We start from the raw sequence: 13,792 nt of genomic DNA, 5'->3' as shown, positions 1-13,792 counted from the left end.
GGGCCGGACCGCCCTGTTGAAGAAGAACCTACGGACTCCGCGTTCCCTGAGCGTTCCCTCGGGCTATCCGGCGCCGACCGTGTCCCGCTGCGCGAGGGAACGGGCCGCCCAGAACGGGTGGTCCGCCTTCTCGTAGAGGACCGCCGCGGCCTGGAACCGCGCGCGGGCCGCGTCGAGGTCTCCGTCGGTGACGGCGGCGCTCGCGGAGGTCGCCTCGGCCATCGCACTCCACGCCGAGCTGGGGAAGGACTCGGCGAACTGGGCCGCGGACAGGGCGAGGGCGTGCGCGCCCTCCCGGTCGCCGACCAGGGCGAAGGCCTGCGCGCCGACGGGATTGAGGAGCGCGCTGCACGTGGGGCAGTCGCCGTAACGGGCTGCCGCCTTCTGGGTGGCGCGGACCGCGCGGATGGCGTCCTCCGGCGCGCCGCGCTCCATGGCCGCCAGCGCGGCGGTGGCGTGCAGCCGCGCCCACGCGTGCCTGGCCATCGGGGTGACCATCGCGATCGAGGTCGCGCGCCGCAGGTAGGCCGAGGCGTCGGCGTGCGCGCCCGTGCAGGCCGCGAGTTCCGCGCGGCGCAGCCACGGGAGCGCGACCGAGCGGCTGCCCAGCGGCGTGTACAGCTCGCAGCTCCGTTCGAGGCAGGCGTCCGCTTCGTCCCAGACGGCGCGCAGCAGGAGCGACTCGCCGAGCAGGCACCAGGCGAACGCCTGCGCGGGGACGGCGTCGGTCCGCTCGGCGACGGCGAGCGTCTCCCTGGCGTACTCCTCGACGCTGTCGGCGAAGTCGTCGCCGTGCAGCTGGTACTGCGCGAGGCAGTGGTTGAAGTCGCAGAACCTCGCGACGCGGACGCCGAGGGCCACGCCGGCGAGCCCTTCGATCTGGGCGTGCAGGCCGGGCCGCCAGTCCCCCTGGACGTGCGAGATGAACGCGAGCGCCTCCAGGGCGGCGGCGACGTCGCTCGGGTCGTCTTCGGCGCGGGCGATGTCGTGGGCCTGCTCGGCGAGACCGCGGGCCGCGGTGAAGTCACCGCGCTCCCAGGCGAGGTTCGCGCGCAGGCAGAGGAGCCGTCCGCGCTCGGCGGGGTCCGGTGCGCGGCCCTCGGCGGCCGTGAGGTGCGGCTCGGCCGCGTCGGGCCGGTGCCGCATCAGCCACGCGCTCGCGGACTTGCGGTGGATGCGCCCGGCCGTGGCGTCGTCGGCGGCGGTGGTGAGCGCCTGGTCGAACGCCTTCACCGCCCCGTCCGGGTCGCCCGACTGCACACGGAGGTCGCCGACGCGTTCCCACAGCTCCGTCGTCAGGTCGGGTTCGGCGGTCTCGGCGCTGCTGATCTCCGCGTGCTGCCGCTGGGTCTCCGGGCTCGGCTCGACGCCGAGCTCGGTGTCGAGCACCTCTTCCAGCCGCGCGTACTGGCGGCGGGCCTCGTCGCGGCGTCCGGCGAGTGCGTACAGCCGCATCAGCCAGACGTGCGCGGTCTCGCGCAGCGGGTCCGCCGCGACGATGCGCTGCACCGCCCGCGCCGCGCCGTTGAGATCACCGCGGGCCTCCAGCAGCCCGGCGAACTCCTCGGCGGCGGCCATCCAGTCGAGCCGGAGCTCATCGCGCGGCGCGGCGGCCCAGTCCTCGTAGACGTCCTCGGGAAGCAGCCCGTCCCGGTAGATCTCGAGCGCCGCGGCGTAGGAGTCGGCCTCCCGGGTCTTGCGGGCGGCGGCCATGAGCGACCAGTACTCGGCGACGTCCACCGAAAGGCCCGAGGAAGGCAAACAAAGCAGATCCCCCGCAGACAAGATTATATCTGCGCCTTTGTCGGCGTGCAGACTGCGACGTGCAGAATGCAATGCCTTGCGGAGATTCGCCCCCGCCGCGCGCTGGTCGAGCTCCGGCCACAGCGCGTCCATCACCTGCTCCCGGCGCAGCCGGTGCCCCGGTGCCAGCGCCAGCAGCTTGACCAGCGCCGCGGGCTTCCGCTGCGACCACGCCTCAGGCGGGACGGCACGCCCGTCCACCTCCACCCGAAACCCACCGAACAGGCCGATCCGAAAATGCGTCACCAAACCCCCGAGCCCGATCTCTCCCTGATGATCAAAATAATGACATAACCACCCACGACCCGAGTCTCGTCCACGAACCGCCGAACCACCCAGAATCGTCCAATCACCCTGTTTCGGCAAATAACGGGACGACGTGGCCGGTGGGCGGGGTCAGGGAATGAGGAAGGTGGTGAGGTCGGTGGCCAGTTCGGCGGGGTGCTCGCCGTTGAGGGCGTGGGAGGCGTGCGGGTAGAGCTTGACGGTGGCGTGCGGGAGGGCGCGTTCGGCGACGGTGCGGGAGGTGGCGGGGTCGTGCATCACCGAGTCGCCGGCGAGGATCGCCAGGACCGGCATGGTGAGGCGGCGCAGATCCTTCTCGGGGAGGAGGGCGGGCTGCGGGAGACGCCGGGTGTGGTTGCGCATGCCGGATTCGATCATCGCGGCGACGGGCACGTCGGTGACGGCGGCGCCGCCTGCGGTGTAGGAGGTGAAGGAGTCGCGCCAGGACTTGGGCAGCCAGGGGACGGCGGCCGGGATCGCGCGGAGCGCCGTAGCGAACGGGATGTCGGAGAACGTGTAGACCGGGTCGATGAGCGTCAGGGTGGCGACGCGCCGGGGCGCGCGGAGCGCGAGGTGCACCGCGGCCCATCCGCCGATCGACAGCCCTACGACGTGAAAGGCGTGCTCCGGCAGTCGCTCGAGCACCTGGTCCAGCCAGGCCGCCTGGTCGGCCGCGGAGGTGATCGGCGCGTCCTGGACGCTCCGGCCCGGCTCGCCGAGCAGGTCGAGCGTGTAAACGTCGCCGATCCGGAGCAGGGACGGCATGTTGTCCGCCCAGACCGGTGACGCCGAGGCCCTGCCCGGCAGCAGCACGAGCGGTTCCGCCCGGCCCGCGGCACCCGCGTACCGATAGACCCGGACGAATCCGAAATCGGTCGGCACATCGAGCGTCGCCGCGGGACGCGGCATCGCGGCCATCGCCCGGTCATAGGCGGCCAGGAAGTCCGCGCGGCCCTCGGCGCTGTTCCAGTGCCCGACCGGCGACGGTGCGCGCAGCGCGAAGGCCACCGCGACGACCGCTCCGGCGACGGCACCCGCCGTGATCCTCAACGCGCGGCGCCGACGGCGTCCACCCCCGGGCCGCGTCTCCTCCACGGGCTCGTCGCCCCGCCCGATGCCCGCCACAGCGCCCCCCGCTGAACGTCGGCCGAAGTCCCGACCGTATGGCCGTACGGGGCCCGCGCCCCGGAGCGGTCACCGAGCGCCGCCGATTCCTCCCCGCAATCGGCATCCCCAGGACGGGCCGCATACATGTGCCGCTCAACCGACCGGGCTTCGCGGAGCCGAGGGTGCGGACCGTCAGGTCCGGTGGCCGGGCTCAGCCCGCACGGGGACGGCGGGATGCGTCATCGCCGCACGGCGCGAGTACCCGAGCCCCCGGCCTCGGCCCGGCCGCCGGCGGACGCGGGTCGGCCGGGGCGTCAGGCGTCGAACCAGTGGATGTGGCGGCAGCGGGCGCAGATGAGGAGGGTGGCGTTCCGGTTGGCCCAGGCGAGGTTCATGAACTCCATGCCCGTGGAGTTGAGCTTGCGGGTGTCCCGCTCGAAGAGCTCGTGCGCGCAGACCACACAGACGAGATTCACGCCGTGCGGCAACTGGTATTCGGAGGGCTCAGGGTCTCGGGCGGGGCTCATCACGGCAGTTTAGGCGACATGGCGGCCAAGCCTTCCCGTCGATCCCCCCACCGACGGCAGCCGCTCGATCAGCGCGCTGTTGTCCTCCACCACGTGCTCCGGCGCCCCCGCCCGGAACACCGCCGGCCGGTACGGCTCCGCAGCGTCGAAGACCACCTTCCACCCCAGCGCCATGTCCTCCCCCTCACCACGTCGGGTGCTCCCGGCATCCCGCCGAGAACCGTCCGCTCCCCCGAGGTATCAGCCCCCTCCGGCGGTTTCCCGAACCCGCGCGTCAGCCCCCCTCATCGGGTTCCCGCCCCTGGTCCCGCGCGATCGCCGCGCGCGCCCACCCGCTCATCCGCAACCGCGGCACGACGTCCGGGGCGAACCAGTGGAACATGATGCCCTCTCCGACGGGCAGGGCCGCCGCGTCGCCGTTCCACACCGCGCGGAACACCTGGACGCGCCCCTTCGCGAGACCGTCGTGCCCCACGCTCTCCGCGACGGTGAACCGCACGAGATCCGGCAGGTCCAGCCCGGCCTCTTCCTTCAGTTCTCGGCGGATCGTCTCCTCGGAGGTCTCCCCGGAATCGCGGTTCCCGCCGATGAGCGACCAGGCACCCGGATCACAGATGCCCGGAATGTCGTCCCGAAGGTGCAGCAGGTACTCGCCCGCGTCGTTCACCACGAGCGCCCCGGCTCCCCTGGCCTCTTCCGCGTCGTCGTCCATGCCTCGAGGATGCCCGGACGCGGCGGCCGTGTCCGCCGACCCGCCGGTCAGTCCGTCAGGCGGATGAGGCGGCGGTCGGCGGCGGTGGTGACGGCGGCGGTGCGGGAGTCGACGCCGAGTTTGGCGTAGATGTGGAGGAGGTGGGTCTTGACGGTGGCTTCGCTGATGTAGAGGTGGCGGGCCAGGTCGCGGTTGGTGCGGCCTTCGGCGAGGAGGGTGAGGATCTCTATCTCGCGGGGGGTGAGGGAGACGGACGGGCGGCGGACGCGGTTCATGAGCTTGCCGGCGACCTTGGGAGACAGCGCGGTCTCGCCTCGGGCGGCGGCGCGGACGCCGGCGAAGAGCTCGTCGGGCGGGCCCGCCTTGAGGAGGTAGCCGGTGGCGCCGGCGTCGATCGCGCGGGCGAGGTCGGCGTCGGAGTCGTAGGTGGTGAGGACGAGGACGTGCGGTGGGGCGGGCAGGGCGAGGACGCGCCGGGTGGCCTCGACGCCGTCGATGCCGCCGTCGAGCCGGAGGTCCATGAGGACGACGTCGGGCGCGTCGAGGGCGGCGCGCCGGACGGCCTCCTCCCCGTCGGACGCCTCGGCGACGAGTTCGAGGTCGTCCTCCCCGGCCAGGAGCGCCCGCAGCCCGGCCCGGACGACCGCGTGATCGTCGACGATCATCACTCGGACGGTCACGGCGTCCTCCGGGGCACCGTCGCGGCGATCGTGGTGCCCTCGCCTGGAGCGGTCTCGACGGTCAGGGTCCCGGCGACGGCGTCGAGCCTGTCCCGCATGGCGCGCAGCCCGAAGCCGCGGCCGGGGGCGCTCGTGACGGAGGTCCGGTCGAAGCCCGAGCCGTCGTCGTAGACGTCGAGCGTGACGGTGTCGTCGAGGTAGGACAGGGTGATCACGACCCGTTCGGCGGTCGCGTGCTCGGCGGCGTTGGCGAGCGCGCCCTGCGCGACCCGCAGCAGCGCCTCCCGCTGATCGGGTGGCAGGTCGTACTCGGCGCCTTCCGTCCGCACCTCGACGGGGGCGAGGCCGCGGCCCGCCAGCGCGCGCAGGGCGTCGGGCAGGCTTCCCTCCGGCGCGTTGAGGCCGCGCAGGAACCGGCGGGCGTCCTCCAGGCTCGCCGAGGCGGTGCCGGCGGCCTGGGCGGCGAGGGCCCGCGCCCGTGCCGGATCGTGGTCGAAGGCCCGGTCGGCGGCCTGGAGCAGCATGCCCATGCTGGTCAGGCCCTGGGCCAGGCTGTCGTGGATCTCCCTGGCGAGCCTTTCACGCTCGGCCAGGACGCCCGCCGCGCGCTGGGCCGTGGCGAGTTCCCCGCGGGTCCGGGTGAGATCGTCGATCAGCCGCTCGAGCACCACGAACACCGTCGACGTCATCGCCGCGACGCCGATCGGCGCGAGGACGAGGCTGGGGTCGAATCTGTCGGCGACCTGGATCTGCACCGAGATCACCGCCACGGTGAGGACGAGCACCACGACCGCGGTGAACCGGTGCGGCAGCACCCGCAGGCTGACGAAGAAGAGCGGGATCGCACACCAGCTGAAGCTCGGCGCGATCTCGGTGAGCGCCAGCCAGCAGCCGACGAGCGCGAGCAGCCACCGGACGCGGTGGCGGCCGAGCGCCTCCCAGCACAGGACGCCCGCGCCGTACAGGACGGCGAGGACCGCGGAGAGGGTCAGCGGCAGGACCGTGTACTCGACCGCCCCGTGCCGGGTGATCATGCGCAGCACTGAGGCGAGGAGCAGCAGGTAGAAGCCCGCGCTGACGGCCGCCGTCAGCCTCTTGTCCGATTCACCCATCATCACCTTCCGTAGCCGACCAGATCCGGGACGTCGGCGCATCCACCTTACGGCCGATATCGACCTCCACCTACCGGCGTTTTCGGATCGGCCTTTTCCCCGACGGATCGGGAGGCGTCCGGGCGAAGAGTGGGAGGTGCGAGGCCGCAGGGGCCCTCGCAGAACTGGAGGAACCCCATGAAGAAGCTGGTCGCCGCCGTCGCCGGAGGGCTCGTCCTCACCGCCGGGACCGCGGCCTTCACGGCGGCTTCGGCCTCCGCCGCGCCCGACCGCGACACCGTCGTCACCGGGAGCACGCTGACGGCCGAGGCCGCCCTCCGGGCCGCCGACGCGGTGCAGAAGGCCGCGGGCAAGGAGAACCAGCGGGTGACGGTCGCCATCGTGGAGCGCTCGGGTGCGGTCAAGATCATCCTGCGCGGGGACGGCGCGGGCCCGCAGACCGAGGAGTCGGCCAAGCGCAAGGCGTTCACCTCGGTCAGCTTCGGCCGCCCGACCGCCGAACTCGCCGCGAACGTCACGGGCTCGGGGGCCACCCTCCGCGACATTCCGGGCACCCTGTTCCTGGGCGGCGGGCTGCCGATCGCGTCGGGTGGCGCCCCGATCGCGGGGATCGGCGTCGCGGGCGCGCCGTCCGGCGACATCGACGCGCGCCTCGCCCAGGAGGGCCTCAAGGCCATCCAGCGCGGGCTGAACTGACCTTGCCAGGGGCCGCGGGTCCTCCCGCGGCCCCTCTTCGCGGGGACGAGAGGGGAAGATGTGACGATGGGCAGGCGGGCGTTCCTCGCGTCGCCGGTCGCGCTGACCGGCTGCGGCGCGGCCCCGCGGAACGAAGGGAGCACCGGCGTGGATCTACTGGAGGCCGCCGCGGCGGGCGACGCGCGGGCGGTCAGGGTCGCGCTGGCCGACGGCGCCGAGCTCGAGGCCCGCGACCCCGCGGGACGGACCGCGCTCCTCCTCGCCGCGACCTACGACCGTGTCGAGGCCGCCGAAGCACTCGTCGCGGCCGGGGCCGACCCCGACGCCCTCGACGGCCGCCACGACACCCCCTTCCTCGTCACCGGCGTGACCGGCAGCGTCGCCATGCTGCGCACCCTGCTCCCGGCCCGCCCCGACCTGACGATCCGCAACCGCTACGGCGGCATCGCTCTCATCCCCGCCTGCGAACGCGGCCACGTCCCCTATGTCCGCGAACTCCTGAAGACCGCGATCGACGTCGACCACGTCAACGACCTGGGCTGGACCGCCCTCCTCGAGGCGATCATCCTCGGCGACGGCTCCCGCCCCTACGTGGAGATCGTCACCCTCCTCATCGCCGCAGGAGCCGACCTCTCCATCGCCGACGACGACGGCATCACCCCTCGGCGCCACGCCGAGGCCCGCCGCCAGACCGGGATCGCCGCCCTCCTCGAAGCCGCCGGAGCCCGTTGAGCCCCGGCACCGCGTGCGGGCACGTCACGGGCGGAGCATCGGCGGCCGCGTCCCGAAGGCACCCGGTAGGCCCTCGCGGACGGGAGGATCCGCTGCCTCGCGTCCGCCCGGGACGCCCCCCGTCGTCGGCCGGCAGGGGAGGGCGAGGGCTTCGGCCAGACGGGTGCGGAGGACGGTGAGGCGGGCGATCTCGCTGTCGAGGGCGGCGAGGCGGGCTGCGGCGATGCCCTGGGAGGCGTCGCAGGCGGGGCCGCCGTGAGCAGGGAGTCCGTCGCCTTCGAAGGCGTCCAGCCGCGCGGCGGAGGAGTGGACGTCCTCGACGGTGAGGCCGAGCGAAAGCAGGAGGCGAATGGTGCGGATACGACCGAGTTCGGGTGGTCCGTACTCGCGCTGACCGGACGGGGTGCGCGGCACCGTCAGCAGGCCGCGCTCCTCGTAGAACCGCAGCGCTCGCGGCGTCGTTCCGGTGACCGCCGCCGCGTCGCCTATGCGCATGGCCCCTCCCGGGTCACAGCTCCACGATGACGGCGCCGAGGTGGACGCCCGCCAGCAGTTCGGTCAACGCCCGGGGCGCGCCGGACAATCCCGCCACCCGGGTGTGCGGGAAGGAGATCCGGCCCTCGCGCAGCCACACGCCGAGCCGCTCGGTGCCCGATCGGCGTTCGTCCGGCGAGAGGCCGCGGAACCCGCGCAGCGTGACCGCCTTGGCGACGAGCTGGAAGGTGTCCAGCTCGACCGGCGCGTCGGTGCCGGTCCGGCCCGGGGCGAGCTGGCCGCCGAGCGTGCCGACCAGCACGATCCGCGCCCCCGGACGCGCGGCGGCGACGGCGGCGCGCAACTGCGCTCCCCCGACGGTGTCGATGACGACGTCGAGCCCTTCCGGCGCGGCCTCGGCGAGCCCTTCCGCATCCCGCGGCACCACGGCGTCATAGCCCAGCTCCGCCTTCATCCGCCGGGCCTTGTCCGGCGACCCCGTGCTCCCGACGACCCTTCCGGCACCGAGCAGCCGCGCCACCTGACCCGCCATCGACCCGACGGCCCCCGCCCCGCCCGTCACGAACACCGTCTCGCCCGGCCGCAGATCGGCGTCCCGCGTCAGCGCCGCGTACGCCAGTGCCCCCTGCGAGAGCTCCGCCGCCGGATCGGGCAGCACGTCGTCCAGCGGAACGGCCTGCGCCACCGGCACCGCGGCGTACTCCCGCCACCCCAGGAAGTGCGCCACCAGCGTCCCGGGCACCGGCCCGCCCGCGGCCGAGGCGACGACCTCCCCGACCGCGGGCCCGAACAGCGCGTCTCCCACCCGCAGCGCCGGGAACGGCGTCCCCGGCACCCCTCCCCCCAGCAGCGTCCGCACCGCGGGGAACACCGCGAACCACCGGTTCCGCACCAGCATCTCCCCTTCCCCCACCGCCGGAACCGGCGCCTCCACCACCGCGAAGTCCTCCTCCGACGGCAGCCCCTCCCGCACCGCCGCCACCCGGATCTCCCGCATCACGTCACCCCGCACCACGGCACCCATCACGAACCTCCCTGACGTCCCGGGCCCGCCCCTCGGACCCGGCGCCCGGCACCGTAACCCCTCACCCGCACGTCAGGGTCAACCGTTCCTGAGCACTGTCCAGGAGTGTTCCTCCCGGGGCCAGTGCGTCTGTCCCGAACGGTGCTGGACAGACTGGTCCCCGGCTTTCACGCGCCCGGTGGAGCGGCGGATCGTGTCCGCCCTCCGGTTCGAGCGGGGCGGGGTTCCTCACACCCGAGGCCGTGGTGCCGGGCCTGGAGGGTCCGATGCCCGGCACCATCGCTCTGGTGGTGTCGGGGCGGTGCCGTCCGTCGCCGGGCGCCATGTCCTTGGGCGCGCCGTCCGATCACGAGGCTCGCGGCCTCATGTCGGCTGGTCTTGTGTGCGGGTGTGCTGGTGGGCTGCTGCCGATGCTGGGCTCCCCACCGGCTGGTGTAGGCCGCATCCACCGCCACCGAGGCGATCGCGTGTTCGGCGGCCATCGACACCAGCCGGGCCTCCAACCGGGCCGTCGGGATTCCGTGGACGACCTGGCGCAGGCGCCGTCTGCCGTGCTTCTCGCGGGTTTTGACGTCGGTGAAGTCGAGATCCTCCACAGCGATCGCCGCGACGCCGAGGTGGCGGGTCCAGTTCAGGAGCCGGGTGAGGGCGTGGCGGAGTTGCGCGTCGCGGTGCGAGGCGGTGCCCGACAGGTCGTAGGAGAACCGGCGCGGCCTCCCCACCGGGTTACCGTGAACGTCCAGGTGCCAGGCCGCGAGGTGGTCGGCGTTGGTGTCGATTCCGATCACACCCGCAGCCAGTGCCGCCTCCAGCGAGATCGTCTGCACGGGCGGGCGCTGCCAGGACACGTCCACGTACCAGCGGCCCCGTGCGGGGTCCACGTGGATGCGGTAGGCCACCGCCCGGTCCGCCTCGACCCGATCTGCCCACTCCCGGCCGCAATGGGCGAAGGAGGCGCGGGCGGACACTGTGTACCGGCCGTGGGGCGCGTTCGCGAGGTCCGCCAGTGGGGCGGGCAGCTTGATGAAGACCTGTCCGTCGGGCGTGATGCGGAGGGTTTCGTTGCCGTGCCGTTTGCCGGTCTCACCGTCGGCGGACAGGAACCAGCGGGCCGCCTCCCACCGACCCCTCCACTCCTGCTCACTCACCCCGGCCGCCTCCAGATGATGCCGGCCACGAGCGAGGCTCTTTCCGCCGTCCACTGTGCCCCAGACCGTCAGCGCACCGCGCCTTGAGGTCCCGGGAAGCGAGCGATCCCAGATGCGCGCCGACCCTCCGCAGCACCTCCTCGTCCTGGGCGGTGAGGCCTTTCAGACGGGTCCGCACCGACACCCCGCAGGCCTCGGAGATCACGAACGGCGCCGCCATCGACCGGAGCGGCATCGACCCCACCCACAGCAGACGACCCCCTCACCCGGCCGATATCACTCAATGTGATCAATCGAGAACCTACTCCCGGTGCCGGGGCCATGTCCGGGGAATCGGGCAACACACATTCCCTGCCATGCTGCCGGAACCAGCGGCCGTGCACCCCGGCCAGGGAGACAACGACGATCAGCACCACGGACACCACGGACACCACGGACACGACCTTGTGGGCGCTTCCGAACACTCCTGAACACTCAACGGGCAACGGTTCAGAACCCCTTCCGGGCGGTCCGCACGTTCAAGGAAGCCGAGTCGTCAGTCGAAATGGGCGTCGCCGAGGAAGGGGTCGTCGAAGGAGCCCGTGTCGTGGGCGCGAAGGTACGGGGCCCAGGGCGGGTTCGCCCGGTGGAGGGTCAGTGTCCGGGCGCCGCGGGCGCGCAGCCGCCGCAGGTAGAAGGTGGCGAACCACAGCGACGCCACGAGGCTCAGGACGCTCGCACCGATCAGGCCCGCGACGAAGAGCGTGTTGTCGGCGTCCGTGGTCTCACCATCGCCCACCTTCAAGGCCACGCCGAAGAACACGGCGATCCAGGAGCAGAACGCCGCCGTCACCAGCACGACGGCAAAGACCCCGATCCAGATGCCCACCCCGGCCAGAACGCGGCGGCCGCGCAGCCGCAGCCCGTCGGGCGGCCCTAGGTCGAGCATCCCCGTGCACACCTCGCGGGAGAAGGCGTGCAGAGTGTCGCGGTCGAACGGCGCCGACGGGGAGGGGACCAGCGTGGCGAGGCGGTCTGCCACCGCGTCGGACAGCCGCTGCCGCTCCTCCTCCGGCAGGTCCGGCCAGAGGCCGCGCAGGTGGGCGAAGGTCGGCTCGCTCTCCAGGGGGTCGGTCAGTAGCGCGGAGTAGGCGTCCGTGGCCAGGCTAGGCGCCAGGCGGGCCGCGGCCCGGATCTGGCTCGGCCGGCCCTGGGCCAGCGACGAGGCGAGCCGCCAGGAGAGATCCGAATCCCCGGACACCAGCGTGGACGCCTCGGGCAGGCCCCCGTCCGTCCGGGCGAGGACCCCGGCCCGCATCAGGACCACCCGGCGATCGTCCGGGCAGAGCCGCAGCGCGGTCCCGCTCTGGGTGTCGTTCACCTCGCCGGGATCGGTCCGGTACCGCTCGACGAGCGCCTCCACCCAGGCCCCGGCGATCCCCGGGTCGTCGGGGGCCAGGGCGAACGCCTCGTCGTGGTGGCCGTCCTCGTCCAGGGCCCGGGCGTAGGTGAGGGTGAACTCGGAGTCCTCCGGGTCGATCTCGTACGCGAGTTCGAGGTCCTCGAGCCCGTCGCCTTCGCGCAGCGCCCGCTCGGCGAGGCCGCGCACGCGGTGGCAGCGGGCCTCGTCCCGGGTCAGCCGCAGGGCCTCCTGGCCGTCGGCGCGCGCCAGGCCCTGGTCGGCGTACCGGATCGCGAGGGCGTAGCGGCCCCTGCGCAGGGCCTCCTCGGCCATCGCCGCGAACCCGGCGGATCCCGAGGCCAGGTCGGCGCCCTGGCTCATCGCCTGGCCGTCCGTCAGGGTCCCCGGCAGCCCGGTGAGGAGGCCCAGCACCCGCCGTGCGGTCGGCCGGCGCCGCGGGTCGGCCGACAGGCACTCGGCCACCGCGTCGGCGAGCGGCCGGTCCAGGGCGGTCGGGACGGGTGCGCCCGCACCCACCTTCGCGAGGATGTCGCGCACCGAGCCGCCGCGGAAGACATCGCGGCCGGTCGCGGCGAACACCATCGTGAGCGCCCACGCCCACAGGTCGGTGGCGGGGCCGGGCAGGACGTCCCCGTGCGCCTGCTCCGGGGCCATGTAGGCGGGCGTGCCGATGCGGGCCGCGCCACCGGTGATGGTCTCCCGCAGCCGCGCGATGCCGAAGTCGATCACCCGCGGGCCATCGGCGCCGACGATGATGTTCGCGGGCTTGAAGTCGAGGTGGACCACATCCGCCTGGTGGATGGCGATCAGCGCGGTCGCCGTGGCGACGGCGAGCCGGTCCAGGTCGCCGCCCGTGTGCGGGCCCCTCCGGCGGACCGCCGCCGCCAGCGACGGCCCCGGAACGTACTCGCTGACCACGTAGGGCGGGTCCGCGTACGCGTCGGCCGCGAGGACCGCCGCGATGCAGAACCGGGGAACGCGCATGACGTGCTCGGCCTCGGCCGCGAACCGCTCCCGAGCGATGCCGCTGGGAGCGCGCAGGGTTTTCACCGCGACGTGCCGCCCGCTCCCGTCCGCGCCCAGGTAGACGACACCCTGGCCGCCCGCGCCGAGCCTGCCGTGCAGGCGGTACCCACCTAGCGCGCGTGGATCCTCAGGGGTGAGCGGTGCCGTCTCCGCGTGCCACGCCATGGTCGCATTGTGGTGGTGCCGGACGCCCCGCCGAAGCGCCTGTCCGCTGTGGGCCACCGGCGGTCCGACACCCGTGGCAGGACAGGTCACTCCGGCATTCGCGCTTCATCGAAACCGAGCTCGTCCTCGACGCCCAGCCCGACCGGATCCGCTTCGAGGATCCCGCAGAGCTCCGCACCCAGCCCGGGAGGGGCGAGCGGAGCCGCGAGATTCGCCAGCCTCTCCACCCTCCGCCAGTTCCCCGCAGCGGCCGCATCGCGGATCCACCCGACCACCGACCCGACGACCTCGGGATACTCGCGCGCGATCCCGTCCGCCATCTCCATCGTGACGAACCCCGTGACCGCCGCCTCCACCAGGGAAACCAGCGCCCCGCCGTCCCCGAACTCGGCGTTCAGGAATTCGGTGAACGACTCCCATTCCCGGGCGATCCCGTCGTCGCCCTCCTGGTAGAAGAAGACCTTCGGGTCGTCGGCGGACACGTCCTCCATCCAGTAGACCTGGTAGCCCTGGTGCATGGCGAAGACGAGCGCCCCGGGCGGAATGCCCTCGAACGCCGTCCCCTCGGAGAGTTCGGGTGCGCTCTTCTTGAGCCCGAAGATCGCGGGATGGAACGCGTCGGTACCCGCCAGAAGCCTTCCCGCGCGGCGCCCCATCAGGGCGAGGAACTCACGATAGGCGCCCGGCAACCGGCCCAGTCCCTGGTCTGCCATGACCGCGAGGATCTCTTCTTCGCCGACCCCCACTAACGCGCCCGCCCCGTCCCGGACCCGCACGGCGTCTGCGATCCTCTGCACGCCCGCATTCGGCATCTTCCGCACCTTCCCGAGCAGAGGCCGACCGTACAGGGCGTCGGCGGGCGCAGGCCATGGTCCGAT

The 13,792-nt window shown here is 73.3% G+C and carries 14 protein-coding genes; 2 read left to right on the top strand and 12 right to left on the bottom strand.

The genetic code is table 11. From position 1 onward, the window contains the following. Nucleotides 1–63: 63 nt before the first annotated feature. The 7 genes from EDD29_RS14615 to EDD29_RS14590 all read right to left on the bottom strand — a co-directional run bounded on the left by EDD29_RS14615 (nucleotide 64) and on the right by EDD29_RS14590 (nucleotide 6,229). Nucleotides 64–2,004 carry a BTAD domain-containing putative transcriptional regulator gene (locus EDD29_RS14615; protein WP_211359720.1) on the bottom strand — a complete coding sequence of 647 codons (1,941 nt, stop codon included), beginning with the start codon at nucleotides 2,002–2,004 and terminating at the stop codon, nucleotides 64–66. Between the two features lie 195 nt (nucleotides 2,005–2,199). Further along, entirely contained in the window at nucleotides 2,200–3,138 is a 939-nt protein-coding gene (locus EDD29_RS14610; RefSeq protein ID WP_246052765.1) for an alpha/beta fold hydrolase, read from the bottom strand. Between the two features lie 371 nt (nucleotides 3,139–3,509). After that, nucleotides 3,510–3,722: a hypothetical protein gene (locus EDD29_RS14605; RefSeq protein ID WP_123664929.1), complete on the bottom strand. Its 213-nt coding sequence runs from the start codon at nucleotides 3,720–3,722 to the stop codon at nucleotides 3,510–3,512. A gap of 9 nt (nucleotides 3,723–3,731) precedes the next feature. After that, nucleotides 3,732–3,896: a hypothetical protein gene (locus EDD29_RS45445; protein WP_170201407.1), complete on the bottom strand. Its 165-nt coding sequence runs from the start codon at nucleotides 3,894–3,896 to the stop codon at nucleotides 3,732–3,734. A 100-nt stretch (nucleotides 3,897–3,996) separates the two neighbouring features. Further along, nucleotides 3,997–4,434: an NUDIX domain-containing protein gene (locus EDD29_RS14600; protein ID WP_123664928.1), complete on the bottom strand. Its 438-nt coding sequence runs from the start codon at nucleotides 4,432–4,434 to the stop codon at nucleotides 3,997–3,999. A 47-nt stretch (nucleotides 4,435–4,481) separates the two neighbouring features. Next, nucleotides 4,482–5,099 carry a response regulator gene (locus EDD29_RS14595; protein WP_123670479.1) on the bottom strand — a complete coding sequence of 206 codons (618 nt, stop codon included), beginning with the start codon at nucleotides 5,097–5,099 and terminating at the stop codon, nucleotides 4,482–4,484. An 11-nt stretch (nucleotides 5,100–5,110) separates the two neighbouring features. After that, a complete protein-coding gene (locus EDD29_RS14590; protein ID WP_123664927.1) occupies nucleotides 5,111–6,229 on the bottom strand; it encodes a sensor histidine kinase in 1,119 nt (372 codons plus the stop codon). 174 nt (nucleotides 6,230–6,403) lie between these two features. Between EDD29_RS14590 and EDD29_RS14585 the strand changes: the two genes are divergently transcribed. Together EDD29_RS14585 and EDD29_RS14580 are read left to right on the top strand one after the other, a co-directional pair. Continuing rightward, nucleotides 6,404–6,922 (top strand): GlcG/HbpS family heme-binding protein, encoded by a 519-nt coding sequence (locus EDD29_RS14585; protein ID WP_123664926.1) that lies wholly within the window; start codon nucleotides 6,404–6,406, stop codon nucleotides 6,920–6,922. Nucleotides 6,923–6,988: 66 nt separating this feature from the next. Further along, entirely contained in the window at nucleotides 6,989–7,654 is a 666-nt protein-coding gene (locus EDD29_RS14580) for an ankyrin repeat domain-containing protein (protein WP_123664925.1), read from the top strand. Nucleotides 7,655–7,678: 24 nt separating this feature from the next. Here EDD29_RS14580 and EDD29_RS14575 read toward each other — a convergent pair whose 3' ends face one another. The 5 genes from EDD29_RS14575 to EDD29_RS14555 all read right to left on the bottom strand — a co-directional run bounded on the left by EDD29_RS14575 (nucleotide 7,679) and on the right by EDD29_RS14555 (nucleotide 13,711). Further along, nucleotides 7,679–8,149 (bottom strand): MerR family transcriptional regulator, encoded by a 471-nt coding sequence (locus EDD29_RS14575; RefSeq protein ID WP_123664924.1) that lies wholly within the window; start codon nucleotides 8,147–8,149, stop codon nucleotides 7,679–7,681. A 13-nt stretch (nucleotides 8,150–8,162) separates the two neighbouring features. Further along, on the bottom strand, nucleotides 8,163–9,173 hold the full coding sequence (locus EDD29_RS14570; RefSeq protein WP_123664923.1) for an MDR family NADP-dependent oxidoreductase: 1,011 nt from the start codon (nucleotides 9,171–9,173) through the stop codon (nucleotides 8,163–8,165). Between the two features lie 167 nt (nucleotides 9,174–9,340). Continuing rightward, complete coding sequence (locus tag EDD29_RS14565) at nucleotides 9,341–10,321, bottom strand: hypothetical protein (RefSeq protein WP_211359719.1); 981 nt, start codon at nucleotides 10,319–10,321, stop codon at nucleotides 9,341–9,343. Between the two features lie 535 nt (nucleotides 10,322–10,856). Then, nucleotides 10,857–12,914 (bottom strand): serine/threonine-protein kinase, encoded by a 2,058-nt coding sequence (locus EDD29_RS14560; protein ID WP_148085960.1) that lies wholly within the window; start codon nucleotides 12,912–12,914, stop codon nucleotides 10,857–10,859. A gap of 86 nt (nucleotides 12,915–13,000) precedes the next feature. Next, nucleotides 13,001–13,711 (bottom strand): SMI1/KNR4 family protein, encoded by a 711-nt coding sequence (locus EDD29_RS14555; protein WP_148085959.1) that lies wholly within the window; start codon nucleotides 13,709–13,711, stop codon nucleotides 13,001–13,003. Nucleotides 13,712–13,792 lie beyond the last annotated feature (81 nt).

Source organism: Actinocorallia herbida (assembly GCF_003751225.1).
GTDB lineage: Bacteria > Actinomycetota > Actinomycetes > Streptosporangiales > Streptosporangiaceae > Actinocorallia > Actinocorallia herbida.
This window is presented reverse-complemented; position numbering and strand designations above follow the sequence as displayed.

What these genes read in the sequence shown, in the direction of transcription:
- EDD29_RS14585 (WP_123664926.1), top strand. Translation starts at nt 6,404, where the DNA reads ATGAAGAAGCTGGTCGCCGCCGTCGCCGGAGGGCTCGTCCTCACCGCC.
- EDD29_RS14575 (WP_123664924.1), bottom strand. Translation starts at nt 8,149, where the DNA reads ATGCGCATAGGCGACGCGGCGGCGGTCACCGGAACGACGCCGCGAGCG.
- EDD29_RS14570 (WP_123664923.1), bottom strand. Translation starts at nt 9,173, where the DNA reads ATGGGTGCCGTGGTGCGGGGTGACGTGATGCGGGAGATCCGGGTGGCG.
- EDD29_RS45445 (WP_170201407.1), bottom strand. Translation starts at nt 3,896, where the DNA reads ATGGCGCTGGGGTGGAAGGTGGTCTTCGACGCTGCGGAGCCGTACCGG.
- EDD29_RS14590 (WP_123664927.1), bottom strand. Translation starts at nt 6,229, where the DNA reads ATGATGGGTGAATCGGACAAGAGGCTGACGGCGGCCGTCAGCGCGGGC.
- EDD29_RS14560 (WP_148085960.1), bottom strand. Translation starts at nt 12,914, where the DNA reads ATGGCGTGGCACGCGGAGACGGCACCGCTCACCCCTGAGGATCCACGC.
- EDD29_RS14605 (WP_123664929.1), bottom strand. Translation starts at nt 3,722, where the DNA reads ATGAGCCCCGCCCGAGACCCTGAGCCCTCCGAATACCAGTTGCCGCAC.
- EDD29_RS14600 (WP_123664928.1), bottom strand. Translation starts at nt 4,434, where the DNA reads ATGGACGACGACGCGGAAGAGGCCAGGGGAGCCGGGGCGCTCGTGGTG.
- EDD29_RS14595 (WP_123670479.1), bottom strand. Translation starts at nt 5,099, where the DNA reads ATGATCGTCGACGATCACGCGGTCGTCCGGGCCGGGCTGCGGGCGCTC.
- EDD29_RS14580 (WP_123664925.1), top strand. Translation starts at nt 6,989, where the DNA reads ATGGGCAGGCGGGCGTTCCTCGCGTCGCCGGTCGCGCTGACCGGCTGC.